This window comes from Priestia veravalensis, assembly GCF_001457055.1.
In the GTDB taxonomy this organism is placed as follows: domain Bacteria; phylum Bacillota; class Bacilli; order Bacillales; family Bacillaceae_H; genus Priestia; species Priestia flexa.
The window spans coordinates 1-17821 of the sequence record NZ_KQ758695.1; the positions used below are offsets into that span (position 1 = coordinate 1).

A 17821-nucleotide genomic window follows, 5' to 3' on the forward strand; every position below is an offset into this window, starting at 1 on the left:
AGATGATGTAGATGTTTTGCACGCTCGTAAAATCCTGTTTCATCCCTTCAGCTCCTTCATAATGGTTTGGATAATGCGCTCATCTACGCCATTGAAGAAGGAAATTTCAGCCACAGCGGTTTTAATTACACAACTTGGCTCAGCAGTGTATTGGAGAGAATGATTCGAAGAAATTTCAACTGGAATAGGATCGAGTTTGACGGGAACAATGGTTAATTTGTTTGTAGACATAATGGCACCTCCTTTGATTGATACATTTATCGTACCGGAGGTGCCTGATGTTTTATATGCGTTGTTTGATTACGGGCTTACCATTTGCCAATGAAAAACCTTGAAAGGCTAGCTTATCAGCCAATCAAGGTTTAATAATTTCCTTTGCCCTGCTTTAAAGGCTCTCTTTATTTTCTTTCAAACTGCTGATTCAGTTTTTATCACTATCACCAATGAATTAATGGATGTTACTTTACAATACACTCAGGAGTAAAATTTACAAACACAGAGTCTGTACCATCATCCATCATTCTTTTTAATTCTCTCCCTAGTGAATAATTGGAACTTGGTTCTGTTTGTAATACACAAATGATATTTCCACCTTCTCCTCGTGAAAGACAGGTTAATTGTAAGTAATCAGTATTATCATATATAAATGACACTATATAATCATAGAACTCTTCTTCACAATTATTTATTCCAAAAACCCTAACTATAGTTCCACTCCAAATTTGAGTATCGTCTGAAATTTCCCTTACAGGTATCCAATCACTCTTAAGCATGCCACTACATCCTTTCTATTTAACCTTTAAATTATGACCACCAGAAGCATCGGCAGGTTTAGTAGGCATAAAATCAAAATCAACCTCCCCTTGATGTTTTCCTTTACTATTTGTTTTTTCAAACCTACCATGCTGTGTGTCTACCGAATATAAATCTCCTGTTTTAGGGTCCTTATATACATCTCTACCATTAATCTTACTTAATTTCGAATCTTTTACTAATCCAGCATTTTTAGCAACTTCCTGTGCTTTTGACCTAACAGTTGCAACACGCTCGGCTGGTGGCAACTTGACTATCGATTTTTCAAAATCTTTAGCAGTATTACCCGTACCCTATGTTGTAATCTTAAAAGCTAAAATAAAAAAGTCAGCCATTTACCATACTATTAAATTACTTCTTTTCTTGCTCTATCGGCAATTCGTAGGCTGTTTTATGTTTCATCATGCCATAAACAATGTTCACAAGCCTTCTCATAATGCACACCAATGCTTGTCCCTTTGTTTTGCCTTCTTTCAGCTTACGTTGGTAATAAGCGTGGAACACTGGATTTCGTGGCAATTTACTTCCCTTTGCTACTTGAACTTGCTGTACTGAGAGATTATAAAATAACGCATGCAGCGCCCGATTTCCCTGTTTGCTTTTTTGTTCCTTACCTTTCCCACCGGAGCCAAAGTAAACTGGCGCAATACCCGCAAATCGTGCTAATTTGTTGGCATTAGGAAAGCGTCTTACATCACCTATCTCTGCAATTAATGCCGAAGCTGTCACAAGGTCAATTCCTGGCATGGAGTTTAGTTGAAAGTCTAGTAAACTCATTAACTGTTTTAATTCGCCTTCTACATAGTTCATTTCCTTCTTTTTAAACGTAATGTCTCGAACGATGCTTCTTACTAGAAAGTCGCGTGTTTCTTGATGTTCTTTTGCAGTGCGTCCATCTTCTTTTACTAGCTTTAATATGTCATTAGCCTTTTTCACGGAACATGTATTGTTACTGGCTTCTAATAAAAAAGTGGTCAATTCTTGTAAGGTTATACTCTCTAAACAAGATGGTGACGGATATCGTTTCCAAAATGCCAATGCCGTTTTTCCATCTATTTCTGAGAAAAACTTCTTATAGCTTGGATAGTGGTGGCTCAATTGAATGTGCAGTTGGTTCTTTAAAGCACCTTGAGCTTTCACCAACGCATTTCTTCTAGTGACCAATTGTTGTATGGACCAATATAAATCATGTGGTTTAGCATCTGGTAATTGGTCTAGTTTGTTCACCAATATTCTAGCTACACATTCCGCATCCCAACTGTCACTTTTTTGTGTGGTCATATGGCTTTTTCGTTCAGAGTATGAAAGTGCTGGGTTTACTTCTTTTACAACCTGTCCATGGTCAGTTAAAAACTGTGCTAACGATCGCCCATAGCCTCCAACATCTTCTAAGTCAAATACAGGCGTCAATCCATCATCTATAAGTTTATCAATATCCAGTAAAAAAGTTGAGAAGGCAGATGGTTTATTTTCAAGCTTTATTTCATCCAACTTCTCCTGCCAACAATTAATAATCACTGCCACATGGTGTTGCTTATGCAAGTCTACACCCACATAAATATGTTTCTGCTTTTCATGCATCGTTCATCCTCCTATTCAGTTGTCAATGATTGAATGAAAATGCCGGCAACCTTAGTTCGAGCGTTCACCTATCGGTGCGCATTGGTACGAAAGCCTATCCATTTTCAACCTTACAGAAGAATTTATAAGAAAATGAGTCCCTTTTTTAAGTAACCTTTTAAATTATTGCTTCATGTTTCCCATTTGCTTGTATTTGTCCGTATGTATAGATCCCTTGATAAAAACTTTCTCGGTCTAAAATACGTTTCACTTGTACTTTCGTAAATGCTTTCCCTTGAGTTGTTCGATAACCTTCATCATTTAATGCTTCTGCCAACCTAGACAGTGACCATTTTCTATGTATCTGTTTAAGCTCAAACAACCGTTTCACTACTTCTGCATGATTGTTATGTATCTTTAGTTCCTTTTCACCTTTTTGTTTCATATAGCCAAATGTTACCCTTCCCCCTGCATATCCGCCTTCCTTTGCCTTTTTATTTCTCCCTTTTGTTAGTTTTAGGGCTATTTCAAGTCGTTGGTATTGGTCTAATAACTCCATTAATCCATTGACCAAAAAGTCGTTTGGGTCTTTTTTGTGAATGCTGTAAAATGGTTGTTCAATACTCTTAATATCACAGCCATATTTCTTCAACTCTCGTTGTATTAGCACCTTTACAATATCTGACCGCCATAATCGGCTTGTATTGAGCACCACCACATTATCAATTTGGACAGACGAAAGGTGAGCCAACATTTCCTGTAAGCCCACCCTGTCAATTTCTAATGCTTCTTCATTTAGTTTTGCGCCACTAATTCCTTCGTCTCTAAAAATATGAATCAAGTTTAAGCCTTGTTCCTTACAATATGCTTTAATTTCCTCTTCTTGATATTTCAAGCTATATCCATCTCTCGCTTGCCCTTGAGTGGAGACTCGTATATACCCAACAACGTTCAACCTTTCACCCTCCCGTTACGAAAATTAAAATTTATGTAACGCTTTTTAAACGAATAGCGAGTATTATACAACCGTCTCTTGTAAAAACACAACCCAAATTTTTTAATCCAAAGCAGTAATAGAACGCCCTTTCACGTTATCCATTGTTTATCGCCACGAGCTTTGTCATTCTCGTTAGTTTATTAGCCAATCCATGTCATAACTACCGCTGCCATGTAAAATGTCATCTCGCCTATGTATCGTACTTTTCTTACTATCCAAGTATTAAAACGATACTCCATGACGGTACAACCATCATGAGCTTTCGATTCTCAAACAAATCACATTCTTATTGTCCCACTCATAAATCTTCACTTTTTATTATTCACTATCTTTATGTATCCGTATCGTTACAACCTTTAGCATTACGAGCATTGTCATTGTCTTTAGTTTGTGGGTTTTGCAGTATCATACCACACCATGTAAAATGTCAAATCACCCAATTCTAGTACTTTTCTTATTATTCCTATATAAAATAAAACTCCATGATGGCAGTACCTTCATGGAGTCTCTATTTTCAAACGTATCATTGCTCTTTTTGTCCAACTCAAATATTTTAATTGTATTTTAGTTCACTTGCTTTATGTGCCTATACGTAAAACCCTTTCGTATAACTAGTTTAGGCACTAGAGTGCTCTAAACACGTTACCTTTCCTCTTTGCACAAATGATTGTAATGACCAAATTCAGGAAATACATCCCAGTTTCTTTCAAGGGTATCGCTAGTTTCGCGCTCCTCGACTGAACCGGTCTTTAAATCTCTCTTTTCCATTGCTATATAGCCATCTTCTCGGAAGCCCAAAATCAAGCTACTTACTTCCGTGTCAGTTTCATCATCATATTCCCAATACATGGCTGTTCTTAAAAAAATCTTACCATCACTCATAACTTCAAAATCATAATTTAAATATTTACGAATCAGGTCATCATAAAACCCCACCGAAACCCATTCATTTGTAACATTTACAATATATTTAGGTTTCTCATCCTCTAATAATACCGCCGTATATGGTTCTTGTTTTTGATGGTATGTGTATGCAGTACGGTCATCAAGTATGTTCCAAGGCTTCTTTTTGATGTCCGACCATTCGTCACAATAATAAATTTTCATAGTCAATTATACACCTTCCCCTTAATATCCCTAATAATAATCCTGTTTTTTGTTGCCTCATCAAGAATTGTTTGCGGAATTGGTTTATTTTGAACAGGTATTTCTAATATTAATTCACCTTTAAGTCGCCCTCCTTTGAGAGCGTTAGGATTAAAAGTACCATTTGATATTTTAGAACCCGAAGAATATTTTTTTGTGATTTCATTTAAGTAACTCTTAGCTGTCTTTTCTTGCACTTCACTAAGTTGAGTGAATTTTCTCGATACTATTTCCTTGTTGGGTGCATATGAGTCAACTACGTACTTTTTGCCCCCTACTTCTTTTGCTTCCAACTCTACCTCATTATAAGGGTAACGAGGACGATTTTCCTTATTAAAATTATTACCTGCTTCCCAACGCTCTTTAAGCCAGTCTGGTACAGATTTCTTTTTAGGTGTAACATCATCCGTACCCTTACCACTCTCATCCCTAACCTTCGTCCCAACCCCATTACCACCATCCACACGCTCAATAAACTGATACCCGCCATTCCCCTTCACAGATCCAACACCTGGATACGCTAAACGATTATCCAGCTTATTTAGACCCAAATTCTGCAGAGCTGACTGCGTATGCACATGAATGGCTGCGGCACCTTCATTCAGTTTCTTCGTGGCGGCACCGCTGAGTTGTTCAAGCTTCGTCGTTTTTGCGAGCTTGTCCGCTCCTTTTGTGCCGACTATGCTTATGGCAACGTTAGCGGTTAGGTAGGAAAAGTAGTGGCCTCTGCTTTTTGCATCGCCATTTATAACCTGTTCGTTCCAAGAGTCTTTCATTTCGTTACCGATGGTTTTAGCTACGCCTTTTGGATCATCCCAAACGGCTTGTGCTCCTTCTCCAATGCTTTGTAACGTTCCTTTTGGGTCTTCTACCATATGTACGAGATCATTCCACGTATCGACAACGGCATCTGTCGCTCCGCCAGCGACGCCATCCCAGCTTCGTTTTGTGACGTAAAAAACCAATTTTGTTTCTTAGTTTATCAAAGGTTTCAGATACTTTACTGCTAGTGTTAAAAAATCTTTATTTTCCCATCAGGACTCACGTTACATTTTCTATGACTCCACTTAGCTAATGCTATTTATGTACTAATCCAGTTAAAAATGATAGACACAAAGAATCCACAGTATAAGCATTTATCACTGTTGATTCTTACTATTATTCTTCTTGATCATGCACCATATCATAAGGGTAGTATGGAGTATCTTTTAAAGCTGAATCATCTAATTTTAAAATCTTTGCGATTGCTCCACTTTCAAAGCTCCAATAACCGCTATAAATACCATGTTTATTTTTATGTGCATCGTACCATGCTTCATCCGAATGCCCACGATACCAATATTTCTTTATATATTCTTCCAATCTTTCTATAGAAATCTCTTTTGAAATTTTACTACCTTCAATCACCTTTTTTAATTTTACATATGGATTTTTTACATAAAATTTACTTTGCTCATAAAAATCTGAGACCTCACCATTTCTAAAAGCAATAAAATAATTAATCAAATAATCATTTAATCCTTCTTTCCTTATCATTGTTACCAGCCTATTAAATTCTTCATCTTCAATATTTAGCATAACTGCTATAGATGTCATCCATAACATACGTATATATCCACTTTCTTTATTCCATACTTTTTCCATGACACCTATTACTTCAGGTAAAAACTCACGAATGTTTTGAGCAGGGAAACCCGCAGAGTACATAGCCCTTAATTTATTAAAGTAATAACCTTGCAACGCTATGTATCCATTCTTTAAACCTTTATCATCTTTTCCCTTTTCTTCAATGACCTTTTTAATTAATAATGAAAATTTTTCTATTCGTCTTTCCTCATAATCAATGAATTCTTCAAAATATATACTAGTTTTAATTTTATCCCGCAGCATAATCTCTCTCCTCCCTTTTATTCTTCCAAAATTTTTTTCACTACCGTCCCATCAGGCATAACCTGTATAACAATCCTTTGAACATTTTCTGGATTGAGCAACATTTCCGTCACAATTTTGTCTGCTTTTTCCTTTGATAAAGTGCTATCTAACCTTTCACTTCCAAAAATCCAATCTTCACTCATCTGCTTTCCATCGTTTGTTTTCCCCAACCTGGACGTATTATACTTAGCCTCTGCTATGACATACTTAGGTGGTGGAGATGCATTTTCATATACACCATCTACCCCTTTAACAATTTTTTGATCCAATGTTAAGACGCGATCATCACTAATTCTTGTATAGGTTTGACTTTCAAAAAAATCATCCATCTTAATTTCACCATAATTTCCTTTGTGCTTTGTAGTTTTTAAGATGACTTCTCCATTTTCTACTGATTCTATGACCGTTCGTTGTTGTAGTCTAGCTTCTTCAACTGTTTGAATCATTTCTTCAGCTTTATTGTCTACTTCACCCTTACCACTCTCATCCCTAACCTTCGTCCCAACCCCATTACCACCATCCACACGCTCAATAAACTGATATCCGCCATTCCCCTTCACAGATCCAACACCTGGATACGCTAAACGGTTATCCAGTCCCAAGTTCTGCAGAGCTGACTGCGTACGCACATGAATGGCTGCGGCACCTTCATTGAGTTTCTTCGTGGCGGCACCGCTGAGTTGTTCAAGCTTCGTCGTTTTTGCGAGCTTGTCCGCTCCCTTTGTGCCGACTATGCTCATGGCAACGTTAGCGGTTAGGTAGGAAAAGTAGTGACCTCTGCTTTTTGTATCGCCGTTTATAACCTGTTCATTCCAAGAGTCTTTAATTTCGTTACCGATGGTGTTAGCTACGCCTTTTGGATCATCCCAAACGGCTTTGACTCCTTCACCGATGCTTTCTGCTGTTTCGACTGGATGCTGGACCATATGTACGAGGTCATTCCACGTATCGACAACGGCATCTGTCGCTCCGCCAGCGACGCCATCCCAGCTTCGTTTTGTGACGTCTAGCGCGGTTTTTGTTCCTTGCTTGATGTTTTCAATGCTGACTTTCCAGCTTTCTTTGGACACTTCGATGGCAAGCTTTGTGCTCACTTTCGCTTTTGCGAGACCGGCTGCTGCTTGGGATTGGACATCTGCCCACGTTTCGTGAGCTGTGTGCTTCAGTTCCTTTACGCCGTCTGAAACAGCTTGTACGCCGGTGTTCCAGCCCGTTTTTGTCGCGGTCCAAGCAGCTTCTGTTCCGTGGGTGACTTTGTCAACGCCTGCGTGAAAGCCATCCATTGTCTTATCCCATGCATGTTCGACCCCACTTGTGACGCTTCCCCAAGCCGCACCCCAAAATCCTTTTTCTTCTTTCTTCTTGGCATGTGGGTTTTCGCATACTTCAAGCGTGAAGCTTTCTTGCGCTTGAATGTTCTTTTGATTTTCGTAGGCTTTTCGCTCGGCTTCTTTGGCTTCCACATACGAAACGGCGCGGCTGTTGGCTTCCCCCTGCATGCCATACACTGGGCTTGCTTTATAGGCATCAAGGTCAAAGTAAAGAGGCGTCGCGTTCCCTGCTTGACTTGTGGAACTTGTGACGGCTTGAATGTTTTGGGTGACCATATTATAGAAGAATGACAGCCCTTTGTATTCTTGAACGAGATCCGCGTCTAGCTGATTCACGGCTTGGAGCGTATCCTTTCGCTCTTGTTCCGCTTCTTCTAGGTACTGATTGTACTTAGCACTTGAAAAGACGTTGAGCGGTAAGATATGGTCGATTGTATTAAAAATATCCTGCAGAGCGTTTTGCTGCTGGATAATCATTTCTTTAGCTTGCGTGTTTCCTTGATGAACATTTTGGTCTAGAAACGCTTCCGCTACAAACGTACTTCCTTCAAGCTCTGAAGTTCCCATTTTTGCTTCAATGGTTTCAAAAAAAGCTCGGTTTGTTTCAATTAAGTTCAGCCACTGATTAGCAATGTCTGCGTGGCTTTGATAAAAAGCTTTAATATTGTCTGCGCCTTTTCCTTGAAGATCCTCATCTAAAGCGGCGATTCGCTTAAACGCTTTTTGTAATACTAGTAATTGCTTTTCCATTTCGTTATATGAACTGATGCGCTCTTTTGCTGTCTCTAGCAGCGCGCTCGCATCATATACAGCGTTTTGCACTCCAAAAAGCTCCTCTCTATTATATACGTTTTCTACCTATCTTTCATCCTACGCCTTATCTGCGCGCCATCATCTCATCCTGCGCTTTCAGCTGTTTGAGGTTGCTTTCCGTATCCGCTATTTGCTTAGTCAAAAGCTGAACATAGTTCGTCATGAGCTGCTGGATTTCCATCTCTTGATTCTTCATCATCTCCGTGATTTCTAAACGATTGTCTCCAACGCTTTTCATTTCCTTTACGACGATGTTATCTTTCGCTGCCTTTAACGCGTTTAGCTCATTCATAACCGATTCATAGTTTAATTTAATCGTTTTTCCCATGCTTACAGCCTCCCTCTGATATGACTAATCTTTCGGTGCAGATCCTCCGCTGCTTCTTCTCCTTTATGTACAAGCGAACTCGCTTCTGTTGCCACGAAGCTCAGTCCGTTTAATAGAAGCTGCTGACTTTCAAGCTTCAGAATTGCCGAATCAATATCCGATAAGTAGTCTTCATATTCATCTTGTAAAATTCGCTTCAGCTCTTCTTTCGCACTTTCACGCTGTTCATCAAATGAAGTCGACCGCTTTCCTTTCCATCCTTCTCCAAGCTCTGGATTGGTTACTAAGCTCATATCGTTCATGGAGAGCGTTCTCTCTGACGTCACTTGCTGCTTGGCGGACTCCAACAACCGAATTTTTTCATTTACTTCCGTTGCTTGATGAGAAATCGTACTTGATAGCCCAGCAATAATCTTTGCGTAATCCACTGATCGCACCTCCGCACAGTATTTTTCCATATTTTATAGTATAAAATAACGAATATTGGTTCTAAATAGGAAGAACTTCTCTTTTTCTACTAATATCTGTGAGTTAAATGGAAATTTTTAGATAAAAGACCTATACATATTCCATTTTTTTCTTTGAACTTTTTTATTGACAAATAAAATACATTGTAACTATAATGGTTACAACGGTGGTGATAAGCAATGAAACAAATTAGCAGCCGATTCTCCATGGCCGTTCATACATTAACTCTAATTGCGGTCGCACCCAGTGAATGCACGGGCGACTTTATTGCAGGAAGCGTAAATACAAACCCTGTCGTCGTTCGAAGAATTATGAGCATGTTGAAAAAAGCTGGCTTAATTGACGTACGGGCAGGTGTTGGCGGAGCGTCGCTTTTGAAAGAACCGTCAGAAATTACCCTACTCGATGTTTACAAAGCAGTTGATGTGGTTGAAGATGGACAGTTGTTTAATATTCATGAAAAGCCAAACATCTTATGCCCAGTGGGAAGAACGATTGAAGACTCTCTTTCTGCGGAGCTAAAAGAAGCTCAGGCTGCCATGGAAAAACGATTGAATGAAACGACCATTGGAATGATGATTGAAAAAGCACATGGTAACTAAAGCTCTTTTATGAGCTTTTTTTAAAACACTAGTTGTAACCATTTGAGTTATAACCAGTGTGGTTATATACACTAAATAAAGTGGAGGAATGAACAGATGAAAATGTTAGTTACAGGAGCAACAGGACAATTCGGTTCAATTGTAGTTGAAACTCTTTTACAAACGGTACCCGCAGAAAACCTAGCGGTGAGCGTGCGAAACCCTGAAAAGGCAGCGCACCTAAAAGCACAAGGAGTTGACGTGCGTCACGGTGATTTTGATCAACCCGAAACGCTTGCTGAAGCGTTCGCTGGCATTGATGGTTTACTGCTTGTATCAACAGACGGAGATAATAAAACGCGCATTCGTCAACATCAAGCTGCCGTTGAAGCTGCAAAGCAAGCGGGCGTTTCGTTCATCGCTTACACAAGCCTGGCAAAAGCAGACGAAAGCACTCTTTCTCTTGCAGAAGTGCATCGCGCAACGGAAAAAGCCATTAAGGAATCAGGCATTGCCTATTCTCTTCTTCGCAACAACTGGTACGTGGAAAATGAAGCGGGTACGGTTCAAGGCGTACTTCACGGAGCACCTTGGCTAAATCCAACAGGTGATGCAAAAATCAGCTGGGCGTTACGAAGCGACTATGCTCAGGCAGCAGCTGCTGTTTTAGCTGGAGAGGGTCACGAAAACACCGTATATGAACTAGCAGGCACGCCGCGCACTCAAAAAGAACTTGCCGCTATCGCAAGCAACGTGCTTCAAAAAGACGTGGAAGTCGTAAACGTAGACGATGCTGGGTTTAAGGAAGCGCTAAGCGGAGCTGGGTTACCAGGCTTTGTCGTTGACATGCTTGTTGAGATGCAAGAGCCAATTCGTCAAGGCTCTCTCGATGTAGAAAGCACTGACTTAGAAAAACTGCTCGGTCGCAAAGCACAGCCGCTTGATGTGTTTGTTCAGGCATTGATGAATTAATAGGCACAACAAAAAGAGAACACATACCTTTTATTACAAACGTATTTATCATTAAAATAAAATGATATACAATTGATAAACCAAAAAAAGAATAGATGAACAGGATTAAAGTGTCTGTATTCATCTATTCTTTTTTGTACAACAAAGGATTTTATTGACCACAACACAATGATGATTGTCGTAGCATTATAAAGAAAAGATGCTGTTCTTTTACTAAAGACATATAATCACTTACTTTCCATTTTCAAACGTCACTCTCTTTTTTTCTATGCCCAAAGCTTAAAAATTTTCCCTCTCTTCACCGCTTCCGGCTCTTCCATCTCAAGAGCCATTCCTTCAATGACTGCTTCTGCATTTTCCATAAACGTATAGAGCTGGCCCGTTCCGTACTGGTCGGAAATGACGTCATAAGCTTTTGAAAGAGAATAGTCCCAATACGTGCGCTCGTCTACGCCTGATGCGATGACGTGAGCGAGTCGGTGCTTGATAAAGGTTGAAGCAGATTTGCGCGCTTGCTTTCCGTTGAGCCCTAGGATACTTCCAGCGCTAAGCTGAGTTACAAATCCTTTTTTTACAAGATCGTATAGTTTATCTGGGTGCTGTTGAAAGACTGGGTGACGTTCAGGCGCTTGTAAGATTGGTACGATTCCTTGAAGCTGCAGGTCGTAGAGTACGCTATCGAGATTCGTTGGTAGCGTATGATAAGGTAGAGACATTAATAGATATTTGTCCGTATGGTTCAGTGTAAGAAGCTTTTGTTTTTCATAGTTTTTAAGTAGCTGAGGCGAGGCGGGTACGAGCTGCCCCGGCAAAACGCGAAGCGGAATAAGGGCTTCTTCTAGCCAATCGTTGGCGGCGCTCGCATACAAAATAAGCTCATGGCGCGTCACGTCGGACTCTTCCCAAAACAGCGGAGTTGCGACGACGGAATGAACGCCTTTTTTCACAAGCGAACGCGCCATATTCGTAAACGTCTGCACATCTCTTGGTCCATTATCAATGTTTGGCAAAATAAAGGTTTGAAGATCAATCATTGAACAATGCCCTCCTCCACAAATTGTCTATCTTTATCATACGATGTTTCACGTCACTTCTCTATGAAATTCGCTCGACAACTTATCCAACGATTATGCGAACAATTACAAGAAATACGAAAAGCCCTAACAAAATCCACCAAATTCGCTTATGAATTGATACTTAAGAAAATGGACCTAAATAAAAAGAATGGCGAGGAGCCATTCTTTTTATTCCTATTGTAACGCTGCGTATTTTTCCACTCCGGTTGTGACGGCTTGAAGCATCCCTTCTAAGTAAGCCGGATTAGACAGCTTTTGATCTTCAGTTGGGTTTGTCATATACCCCATTTCAAGAAGTACAACCGGCACCGTAGACCAGTTAAAGCCCGTTAAGTCACTTCGATAGCGAATGCCGTTTACTTTCATACCACTTTGCTTTTTTACTTCACTTACAATGAGAGTTGCTGCGCTTTCACTTTGTTTGGAGATTGCTTGTTTCTTGCTCGGAACGAGAACCCCAAAGCCGCTGACGTTTGGATTCTCGGCTCCGTCTGCGTGAAGCCGAATGACAAGGTCTGCTTTCTTTTCATTCGCCATCTCCGCTCGCTCTTTGTTGCTGATGTCTACATCATGAGCTGAGCGCGTCAAATACACTTCAAACCCTTTTTCTGTTAGAAGCTCTTCAAGCAAAAAAGCCGCTTCTAAATTGAGCACATATTCAGGTTTTCTTGTCACGACCCCTGTTGTCCCGCCCGTTACCTTCATTTTCGTTTCGTTTGAATAGGGTGACACGCGCTCATGTATTGTATTCGCTCGCGCTTGATGACCGGGGTCTAAATAAACAATAAACGACTTTTTGGTTGGCTGCTGCGCTTCTTCTTTTTTATCTACGACAGGCAGTTCTTTAGTTTTTAACTCCTTGACTGGAATTCCTTCATAGCTTTCTTCAACAAGCTCATTATTGCTTTCTCTATCCACTCCAAGCATGAACGCCCAGGCCAGACAGACAAGCACAACAAGCAGTAGTGAATACCAACCTTTCATTACCTCCGTCCCTCTTCTTTCTTTAAAAGAGCAACGTTATACTCTTCGGTTTTACTGAGCTTAATATTGTTTGAGGAAGCGGGATAGTACCAGGACTTCGCATTAAAGTAGTTTTGCAAGTAGTCCGTTTCAAACACGTATCCGTAGCGCGCATAGATTTCGTTTCGCGCAATATATAACTCATGCTTACTAAGACCAGCTACCTCAGACACCGACAGCTCGCGACGGTCACTATCGGTAATAACATATTCCGAATAGCTCACAGGAGGCGCCGACGAACTAGAATCATCATAGTACACATACTCTTCATCAAACAAAACTAAGTTATCCTTTGACTCGCCTATTAAAACAGGAATCGAATACCCACACGAACCCGAATAATCGACAAGCACCGAAGAATTCATCGAATACGGATATACGCCTAAACACTCTGTGCCTACGCTAATGTACAGAGACGCATTCACACGCGTTGCCAGCTCGTTGCTCACGCGATAGACGTCTTTTCCCCACGCCTTTAGTGCACTCATCTCTCCTTTATCGTAAAGGGTAAAGAAGCGGTTCGCTACGGGCGTTCCAAGACGATCTGCGCTTATATAAAGCGTGCCGTTCACTTTATCATGTTCAATCTCCCAGCTATCAATAGAAAACGCTCCGCTGCTCCCCTTTACGGAAACGTTCGCAAGCTTCTTTTTGTAGTCATTTACAATATTCGTCGGCTTCGGAGCAGTGGGTGCTTTAGGTTCTTCTTCATCTTCAGCTACTTCTTTTACTTCCGGCGTTTCAGCTTCCGGTTTAGTTACGGGCGTAGTTTCATTGGAATTCTGTTGGCTCGTTACGTAATCATAGACAAAGTAACCAGCTCCTCCAAGCACAAGTAGAGTTGCCACCACAACCCATATCTTTAGCCAAGAGTTCGTTGATTTTGACTCTCGAGTTCCTTCTTGATTTCTTTGACGAGTTCCATCTACCATCGTTCCACAACTTGGACAAGCGACCGCATTTTCCGGCAGCTGCTTCCCACATTCTCTACAAAACGATCCCATGCCTCATTCCCCTTTACTCATACATAATTTTCAAGGTGTGTCTCCCACTCACTGCACAACGGGTATATTGTCACCGTTTATATGTATGCAGAAGAGTTGAAATGCATTTCACTAACATCATTAAGTAGCCATTTTTATAAAAACAAAAAGAGCAGCGAATGCACTTTCGGGAACGCCTTCTTTGCTACAACAGGGAAAACGCGCGATTTGTTGACGCCTAACTGTCGACTGTATAAATGGACTTCACGCAGAAGGCTACCTAGGTTGGCACGCTTTAACAGCTTTGCTTGATAGTCGAGAGCCGGCCCCCACGATACCGTCCAGTTTCCTCTTTGACCATTTAGCAAGACGCCCATTCCTTGCTTGGCAGCTTGCTCATAAATTCCTTTTAGCCAAAAGCTATTTTCATAGAATTTGTACGGCGTCTCTACTATATCGAGCCATTCATCAATCTCAGAAAACGGACTTTTTTCTTCAAAGTTGAAGTAGTTATCTTCTATGTTCCCTACGTACTGAACCGTCGATTGAATAAGAGGTTTTTCATTGGCTACTCTGCTTTTAGGTGACCAATCCTGAAAGCCATCTATTGGCACGTAGCTAAACGTATGTAATTTTTTATTTTCTTTAGAAAGAGTTCGGGAAGCAAAGCTTGCTACTGAACCCGAATCTAACCCTCCGATCAAATGAGCGCCAACTTTTTTTCGCGTTCGTAGTTTGGAATTCACAGCTTGTTGAAACACTTCGTAAAAAGCTGCTTCATACTCTTCATTCGACTTTAAGCGCAATGTCTCTTGCCTATTGAGCGTGCAGTACCTCTTAAGCTGAAACGTATTATCACCCACTGTAATGGAATGAGACGGAGGCACTTGTTGAATGGCTTTGTAAACCGTTGACGATGCATCCGTCGATTCAAACGTAATGGGGATGGCTAAAAACTCGGCAAGCCATTCTTCACTTATCTCTTTTTTTACATATGGTAGAGAAAATAGCGGATTTATAGCTGTACAAAATGAGAATGTTCTGTCATCTTTATAGAAATAAAGAGTTCGGTTACCAGAAAAATCTCTGGCAGCAAACATCTTCTGCTTTCGCTCATCCCAAATGACAAAAGCGAAATCACCGACTAGAAATTTTGGCACTTCTTCTTCCCACTTCTCATACGCCAGTAAAATTAATTCACTATCCGTTATCGCACTCTCTGTATCATGAATATGTAGCTTGCGAAACAGCTCTTCGCGATTATCAATAATCGCATCTGCCGTAATGGCGAGCTGCTTTTCATAGTCATAATAAGGCAGCTGTTCACCCACGGACTCCGGTGTAATCCATTGTGTATGACTGATGAGCGCCACCTTGTCTTTTTTCCATGATCTTGTGTTATCTGCCTGATATTGTGATAAGCACTCCAGGAGACTCATCATATTCTCTTGGGATACCGGATCATCGTTCCTATGATAAATTCCAGCTATGGCACTCATTCTTTCTCCTCTCACGACATAAGATATAGGTCTTGTTCTTAATTGAGAACTTATATTTACATTTAACCGCTTCTTTGTTCTTAATTAAATACATAATAGCAAATTTATTCCTATTATGACTAGTCGTAACTTGGCTTTTCAGGATTAACTGCCAAAAACAATACTTTTATACTAGATAATACGAATCGAAAAAGAGAAGATATATGTATTTATTACCTGTTTAGGTGTGGGGAAAAGTAAATGATATGATGAAGGTTACGGTTTTAAAACAATAGAAACAAATGTAAAAAAGCATTAGTCATAATTCGACCAATGCTTTTATGGCTAGTTCGCTATTGAGAACACATGGAGCCAAGTAGTCCCATATAACAAACCAGTTTGGGTATATACCTCACTCTTTTAGAACACACCTAGAAATTTCTGTGTTTTCATTCGCTCAGGTCGTTCGCCATAGACCACATCTCCATTTGCAATGGCTTCTGCATTTTCTCTAAGCATAAACTCTTTTGCGTTTCCAAATTCTTTTTTTACAACTTCGTATGCACCTTGAAGTGAACTTTTCTCGTAGCTTTTAGCATCTGCTCCCGTTGCCACTAAGTGAACACAGCCATGCTCTAAAAACTGAAGTGCAGCTTTCTTCGCTTTGCGTCCATTTTTTCCAGTTAAGCTTTGAGCGGATACTTGTACAATCGCACCATTTTTCACCAGCTGATAAAGCTTTTGTGGATACTTTAAAATGAACTGAGAGCACTCAGGCTCGCTGATTACCGGCACAAGCTCTTTTAGCTGCAGCTCGTAGGCAATGGTTTCAAAGTCTTCTCCACCCTTATCAAAAGGCATATGAACAAAGAGATATTTTCCTTTGTCACTTAGCGTCAAATATTCTTGAGAACTGGAGCGTAAAAGGTGCGCTGTTGCTAAAATGCGTTGACCAGGAAGAATCGTAAGAGGTAAATAGAATGATTGTAGCTTTCTATTTGCTTCTTCTACAGATGTAAGAATTTGATGTTTATGTGTCCCCTGCATACTACCGTTAAAGTACGGAGTTGCTATGACGGTCTTTACGCCTTGATCTACTAACTTTTGCGCCATTTGTAAAAACTCACGCTCATCTTTTGGCCCGCTGCCAAATTGAGGTAGAATGTTTGTATAAACGTCTATCATATGTCTACTCCTTACTAATGCATTATCTATATTATTATAATCTACTTAATAGGTATTTTCACACATAGTATCCGACACGCATCGACATATGTGTTTTTTTGGTAGTAAAAAAGATGGATTAATACGCGAAATGTGCTAAAAAGGACTCGAAAGGCCTTAATTTTTTCATATACCTAACGATATAATTAGATTACAAAGTAAAAAAGCATCATATTTGGCTAAACATGATGCTTCTTTTTTATGATACTTTTTTCTCTTCAAGCTTATAATTAGCTTTTGGCTTATAAATCTTTATCGCTCCTACTAAATACTTTCCGATAGATAGACGATTCAAGAAGTATGAAACAATGATAGATAACAATAAGCTTAAAATAAAAGCAGAGATTATATATACATACATGCCAATCCATTCAGGAGGATGCATAACTTTAATCAGTGCCAAGAAAGCTTTGTGAAGTAAGTAAATGCTAAATGAATAGCTACTAATAAACATCACTATGGATGGTAAAGTCTTTAATTTCGAAGTAACATAAATAATAAAAAAGATTACACTGAGACTATATAAGATCATATCAATTCTTTTAGAGGACCATGGCACTGTCACTAGAACTTTACTAACAACTAATACAAGCATGAAAGTAATAACTGGCATAATTATTACAAACAGACGATGACGATTTAAAAACTTTAGTACTTCACTATAATGTTTTCCACAATAATAAGCTACTGTAAAATAAAATAGCCAACCAACAAAAGGGATCCAATATCCTTTTTGCCATATATATTGAGCGTATACAGTATCAGGAGATTTTATAAAATTAAAGATACTCAAATAAACTACATTTATGATAAATGAACTGACAATAACCACTTTAGGTGACCATTTGTTCAAATATCGATTTAATATAATATGTAAAAAATAGAATTGAAATATCACTAGCGTCGCATAAATATTGTCGCAATTTTCAGTCTGATTATCCTCCTTGTTTAGAGCCAAAAAGGTAAATACCTATTCAAAGGTGGCTCCATCCATTTGGGTTTTTTTTACAATTAGACTTGTGCGACAACAACAATTTGCTTATTAAGGGATGGCTTTCCCTTCAATCTTTCGAAGCCAGATATGGGCTGGTTTCCA

18 protein-coding genes and 1 pseudogene are annotated in these 17821 nt (G+C 39.6%); 2 read left to right on the top strand and 17 right to left on the bottom strand.

The features are described from left to right. Positions 1-39 precede the first annotated feature (39 nt). From AS180_RS18165 to AS180_RS18215, 11 genes are all read right to left on the bottom strand, one after another. Positions 40-231, bottom strand: a complete 192-nt coding sequence (locus AS180_RS18165; protein WP_025910450.1) for a hypothetical protein — start codon at positions 229-231, stop codon at positions 40-42. A gap of 227 nt (positions 232-458) precedes the next feature. Beyond that, complete coding sequence (locus AS180_RS18170; protein ID WP_062687258.1) at positions 459-773, bottom strand: hypothetical protein; 315 nt, start codon at positions 771-773, stop codon at positions 459-461. Between the two features lie 15 nt (positions 774-788). Further along, positions 789-1061: a colicin E3/pyocin S6 family cytotoxin gene (locus tag AS180_RS18175; protein WP_062687259.1), complete on the bottom strand. Its 273-nt coding sequence runs from the start codon at positions 1059-1061 to the stop codon at positions 789-791. Between the two features lie 103 nt (positions 1062-1164). Next, on the bottom strand, positions 1165-2394 hold the full coding sequence (locus AS180_RS18180) for an IS110 family RNA-guided transposase (protein WP_062687260.1): 1230 nt from the start codon (positions 2392-2394) through the stop codon (positions 1165-1167). Positions 2395-2551: 157 nt separating this feature from the next. Beyond that, positions 2552-3328, bottom strand: a complete 777-nt coding sequence (locus AS180_RS18185) for a recombinase family protein (protein ID WP_062687261.1) — start codon at positions 3326-3328, stop codon at positions 2552-2554. Between the two features lie 684 nt (positions 3329-4012). Next, entirely contained in the window at positions 4013-4477 is a 465-nt protein-coding gene (locus tag AS180_RS18190; RefSeq protein ID WP_062687262.1) for a hypothetical protein, read from the bottom strand. A gap of 2 nt (positions 4478-4479) precedes the next feature. Then, positions 4480-5481, bottom strand: coding sequence for a hypothetical protein (locus tag AS180_RS23660; RefSeq protein WP_226372994.1), 1002 nt, complete (start codon positions 5479-5481; stop codon positions 4480-4482). 193 nt (positions 5482-5674) lie between these two features. Further along, entirely contained in the window at positions 5675-6406 is a 732-nt protein-coding gene (locus tag AS180_RS18200) for a PoNi-like cognate immunity protein (protein WP_025910112.1), read from the bottom strand. 17 nt (positions 6407-6423) lie between these two features. Beyond that, positions 6424-8601, bottom strand: coding sequence for a T7SS effector LXG polymorphic toxin (locus AS180_RS21855; protein ID WP_082636408.1), 2178 nt, complete (start codon positions 8599-8601; stop codon positions 6424-6426). 55 nt (positions 8602-8656) lie between these two features. Beyond that, entirely contained in the window at positions 8657-8920 is a 264-nt protein-coding gene (locus AS180_RS18210; RefSeq protein ID WP_061784862.1) for a DUF5344 family protein, read from the bottom strand. A gap of 2 nt (positions 8921-8922) precedes the next feature. After that, positions 8923-9348 carry a hypothetical protein gene (locus tag AS180_RS18215; RefSeq protein WP_062687263.1) on the bottom strand — a complete coding sequence of 142 codons (426 nt, stop codon included), beginning with the start codon at positions 9346-9348 and terminating at the stop codon, positions 8923-8925. Between the two features lie 219 nt (positions 9349-9567). On the opposite strand from AS180_RS18215, the gene AS180_RS18220 reads away from it, so the two are divergent. Continuing rightward, entirely contained in the window at positions 9568-9990 is a 423-nt protein-coding gene (locus AS180_RS18220) for an Rrf2 family transcriptional regulator (protein ID WP_061784864.1), read from the top strand. Positions 9991-10086: 96 nt separating this feature from the next. Next, entirely contained in the window at positions 10087-10941 is an 855-nt protein-coding gene (locus AS180_RS18225) for an SDR family oxidoreductase (RefSeq protein ID WP_062687264.1), read from the top strand. A gap of 266 nt (positions 10942-11207) precedes the next feature. On the opposite strand, the gene AS180_RS18230 is transcribed toward AS180_RS18225, so the two are convergent. The 6 genes and pseudogenes from AS180_RS18230 to AS180_RS24085 all read right to left on the bottom strand — a co-directional run bounded on the left by AS180_RS18230 (position 11208) and on the right by AS180_RS24085 (position 17623). Next, positions 11208-11975 (bottom strand): tyrosine-protein phosphatase, encoded by a 768-nt coding sequence (locus AS180_RS18230; RefSeq protein WP_025909584.1) that lies wholly within the window; start codon positions 11973-11975, stop codon positions 11208-11210. A 216-nt stretch (positions 11976-12191) separates the two neighbouring features. Continuing rightward, positions 12192-13001 carry an N-acetylmuramoyl-L-alanine amidase family protein gene (locus AS180_RS18235; RefSeq protein WP_062687265.1) on the bottom strand — a complete coding sequence of 270 codons (810 nt, stop codon included), beginning with the start codon at positions 12999-13001 and terminating at the stop codon, positions 12192-12194. After that, positions 13001-14044, bottom strand: a complete 1044-nt coding sequence (locus AS180_RS18240) for a YARHG domain-containing protein (RefSeq protein WP_062687266.1) — start codon at positions 14042-14044, stop codon at positions 13001-13003. Before AS180_RS18240 ends, AS180_RS18235 begins: the two co-directional genes overlap by 1 nt. A gap of 146 nt (positions 14045-14190) precedes the next feature. Continuing rightward, positions 14191-15522, bottom strand: a pseudogene (locus tag AS180_RS18245) (asparagine synthase-related protein); the annotation flags it as partial. A 399-nt stretch (positions 15523-15921) separates the two neighbouring features. Then, entirely contained in the window at positions 15922-16686 is a 765-nt protein-coding gene (locus tag AS180_RS18250) for a tyrosine-protein phosphatase (RefSeq protein WP_062687267.1), read from the bottom strand. Positions 16687-16924: 238 nt separating this feature from the next. Further along, positions 16925-17623 carry an acyltransferase family protein gene (locus AS180_RS24085; protein WP_374700001.1) on the bottom strand — a complete coding sequence of 233 codons (699 nt, stop codon included), beginning with the start codon at positions 17621-17623 and terminating at the stop codon, positions 16925-16927. Between the last annotated feature and the right edge of the window lie 198 nt (positions 17624-17821).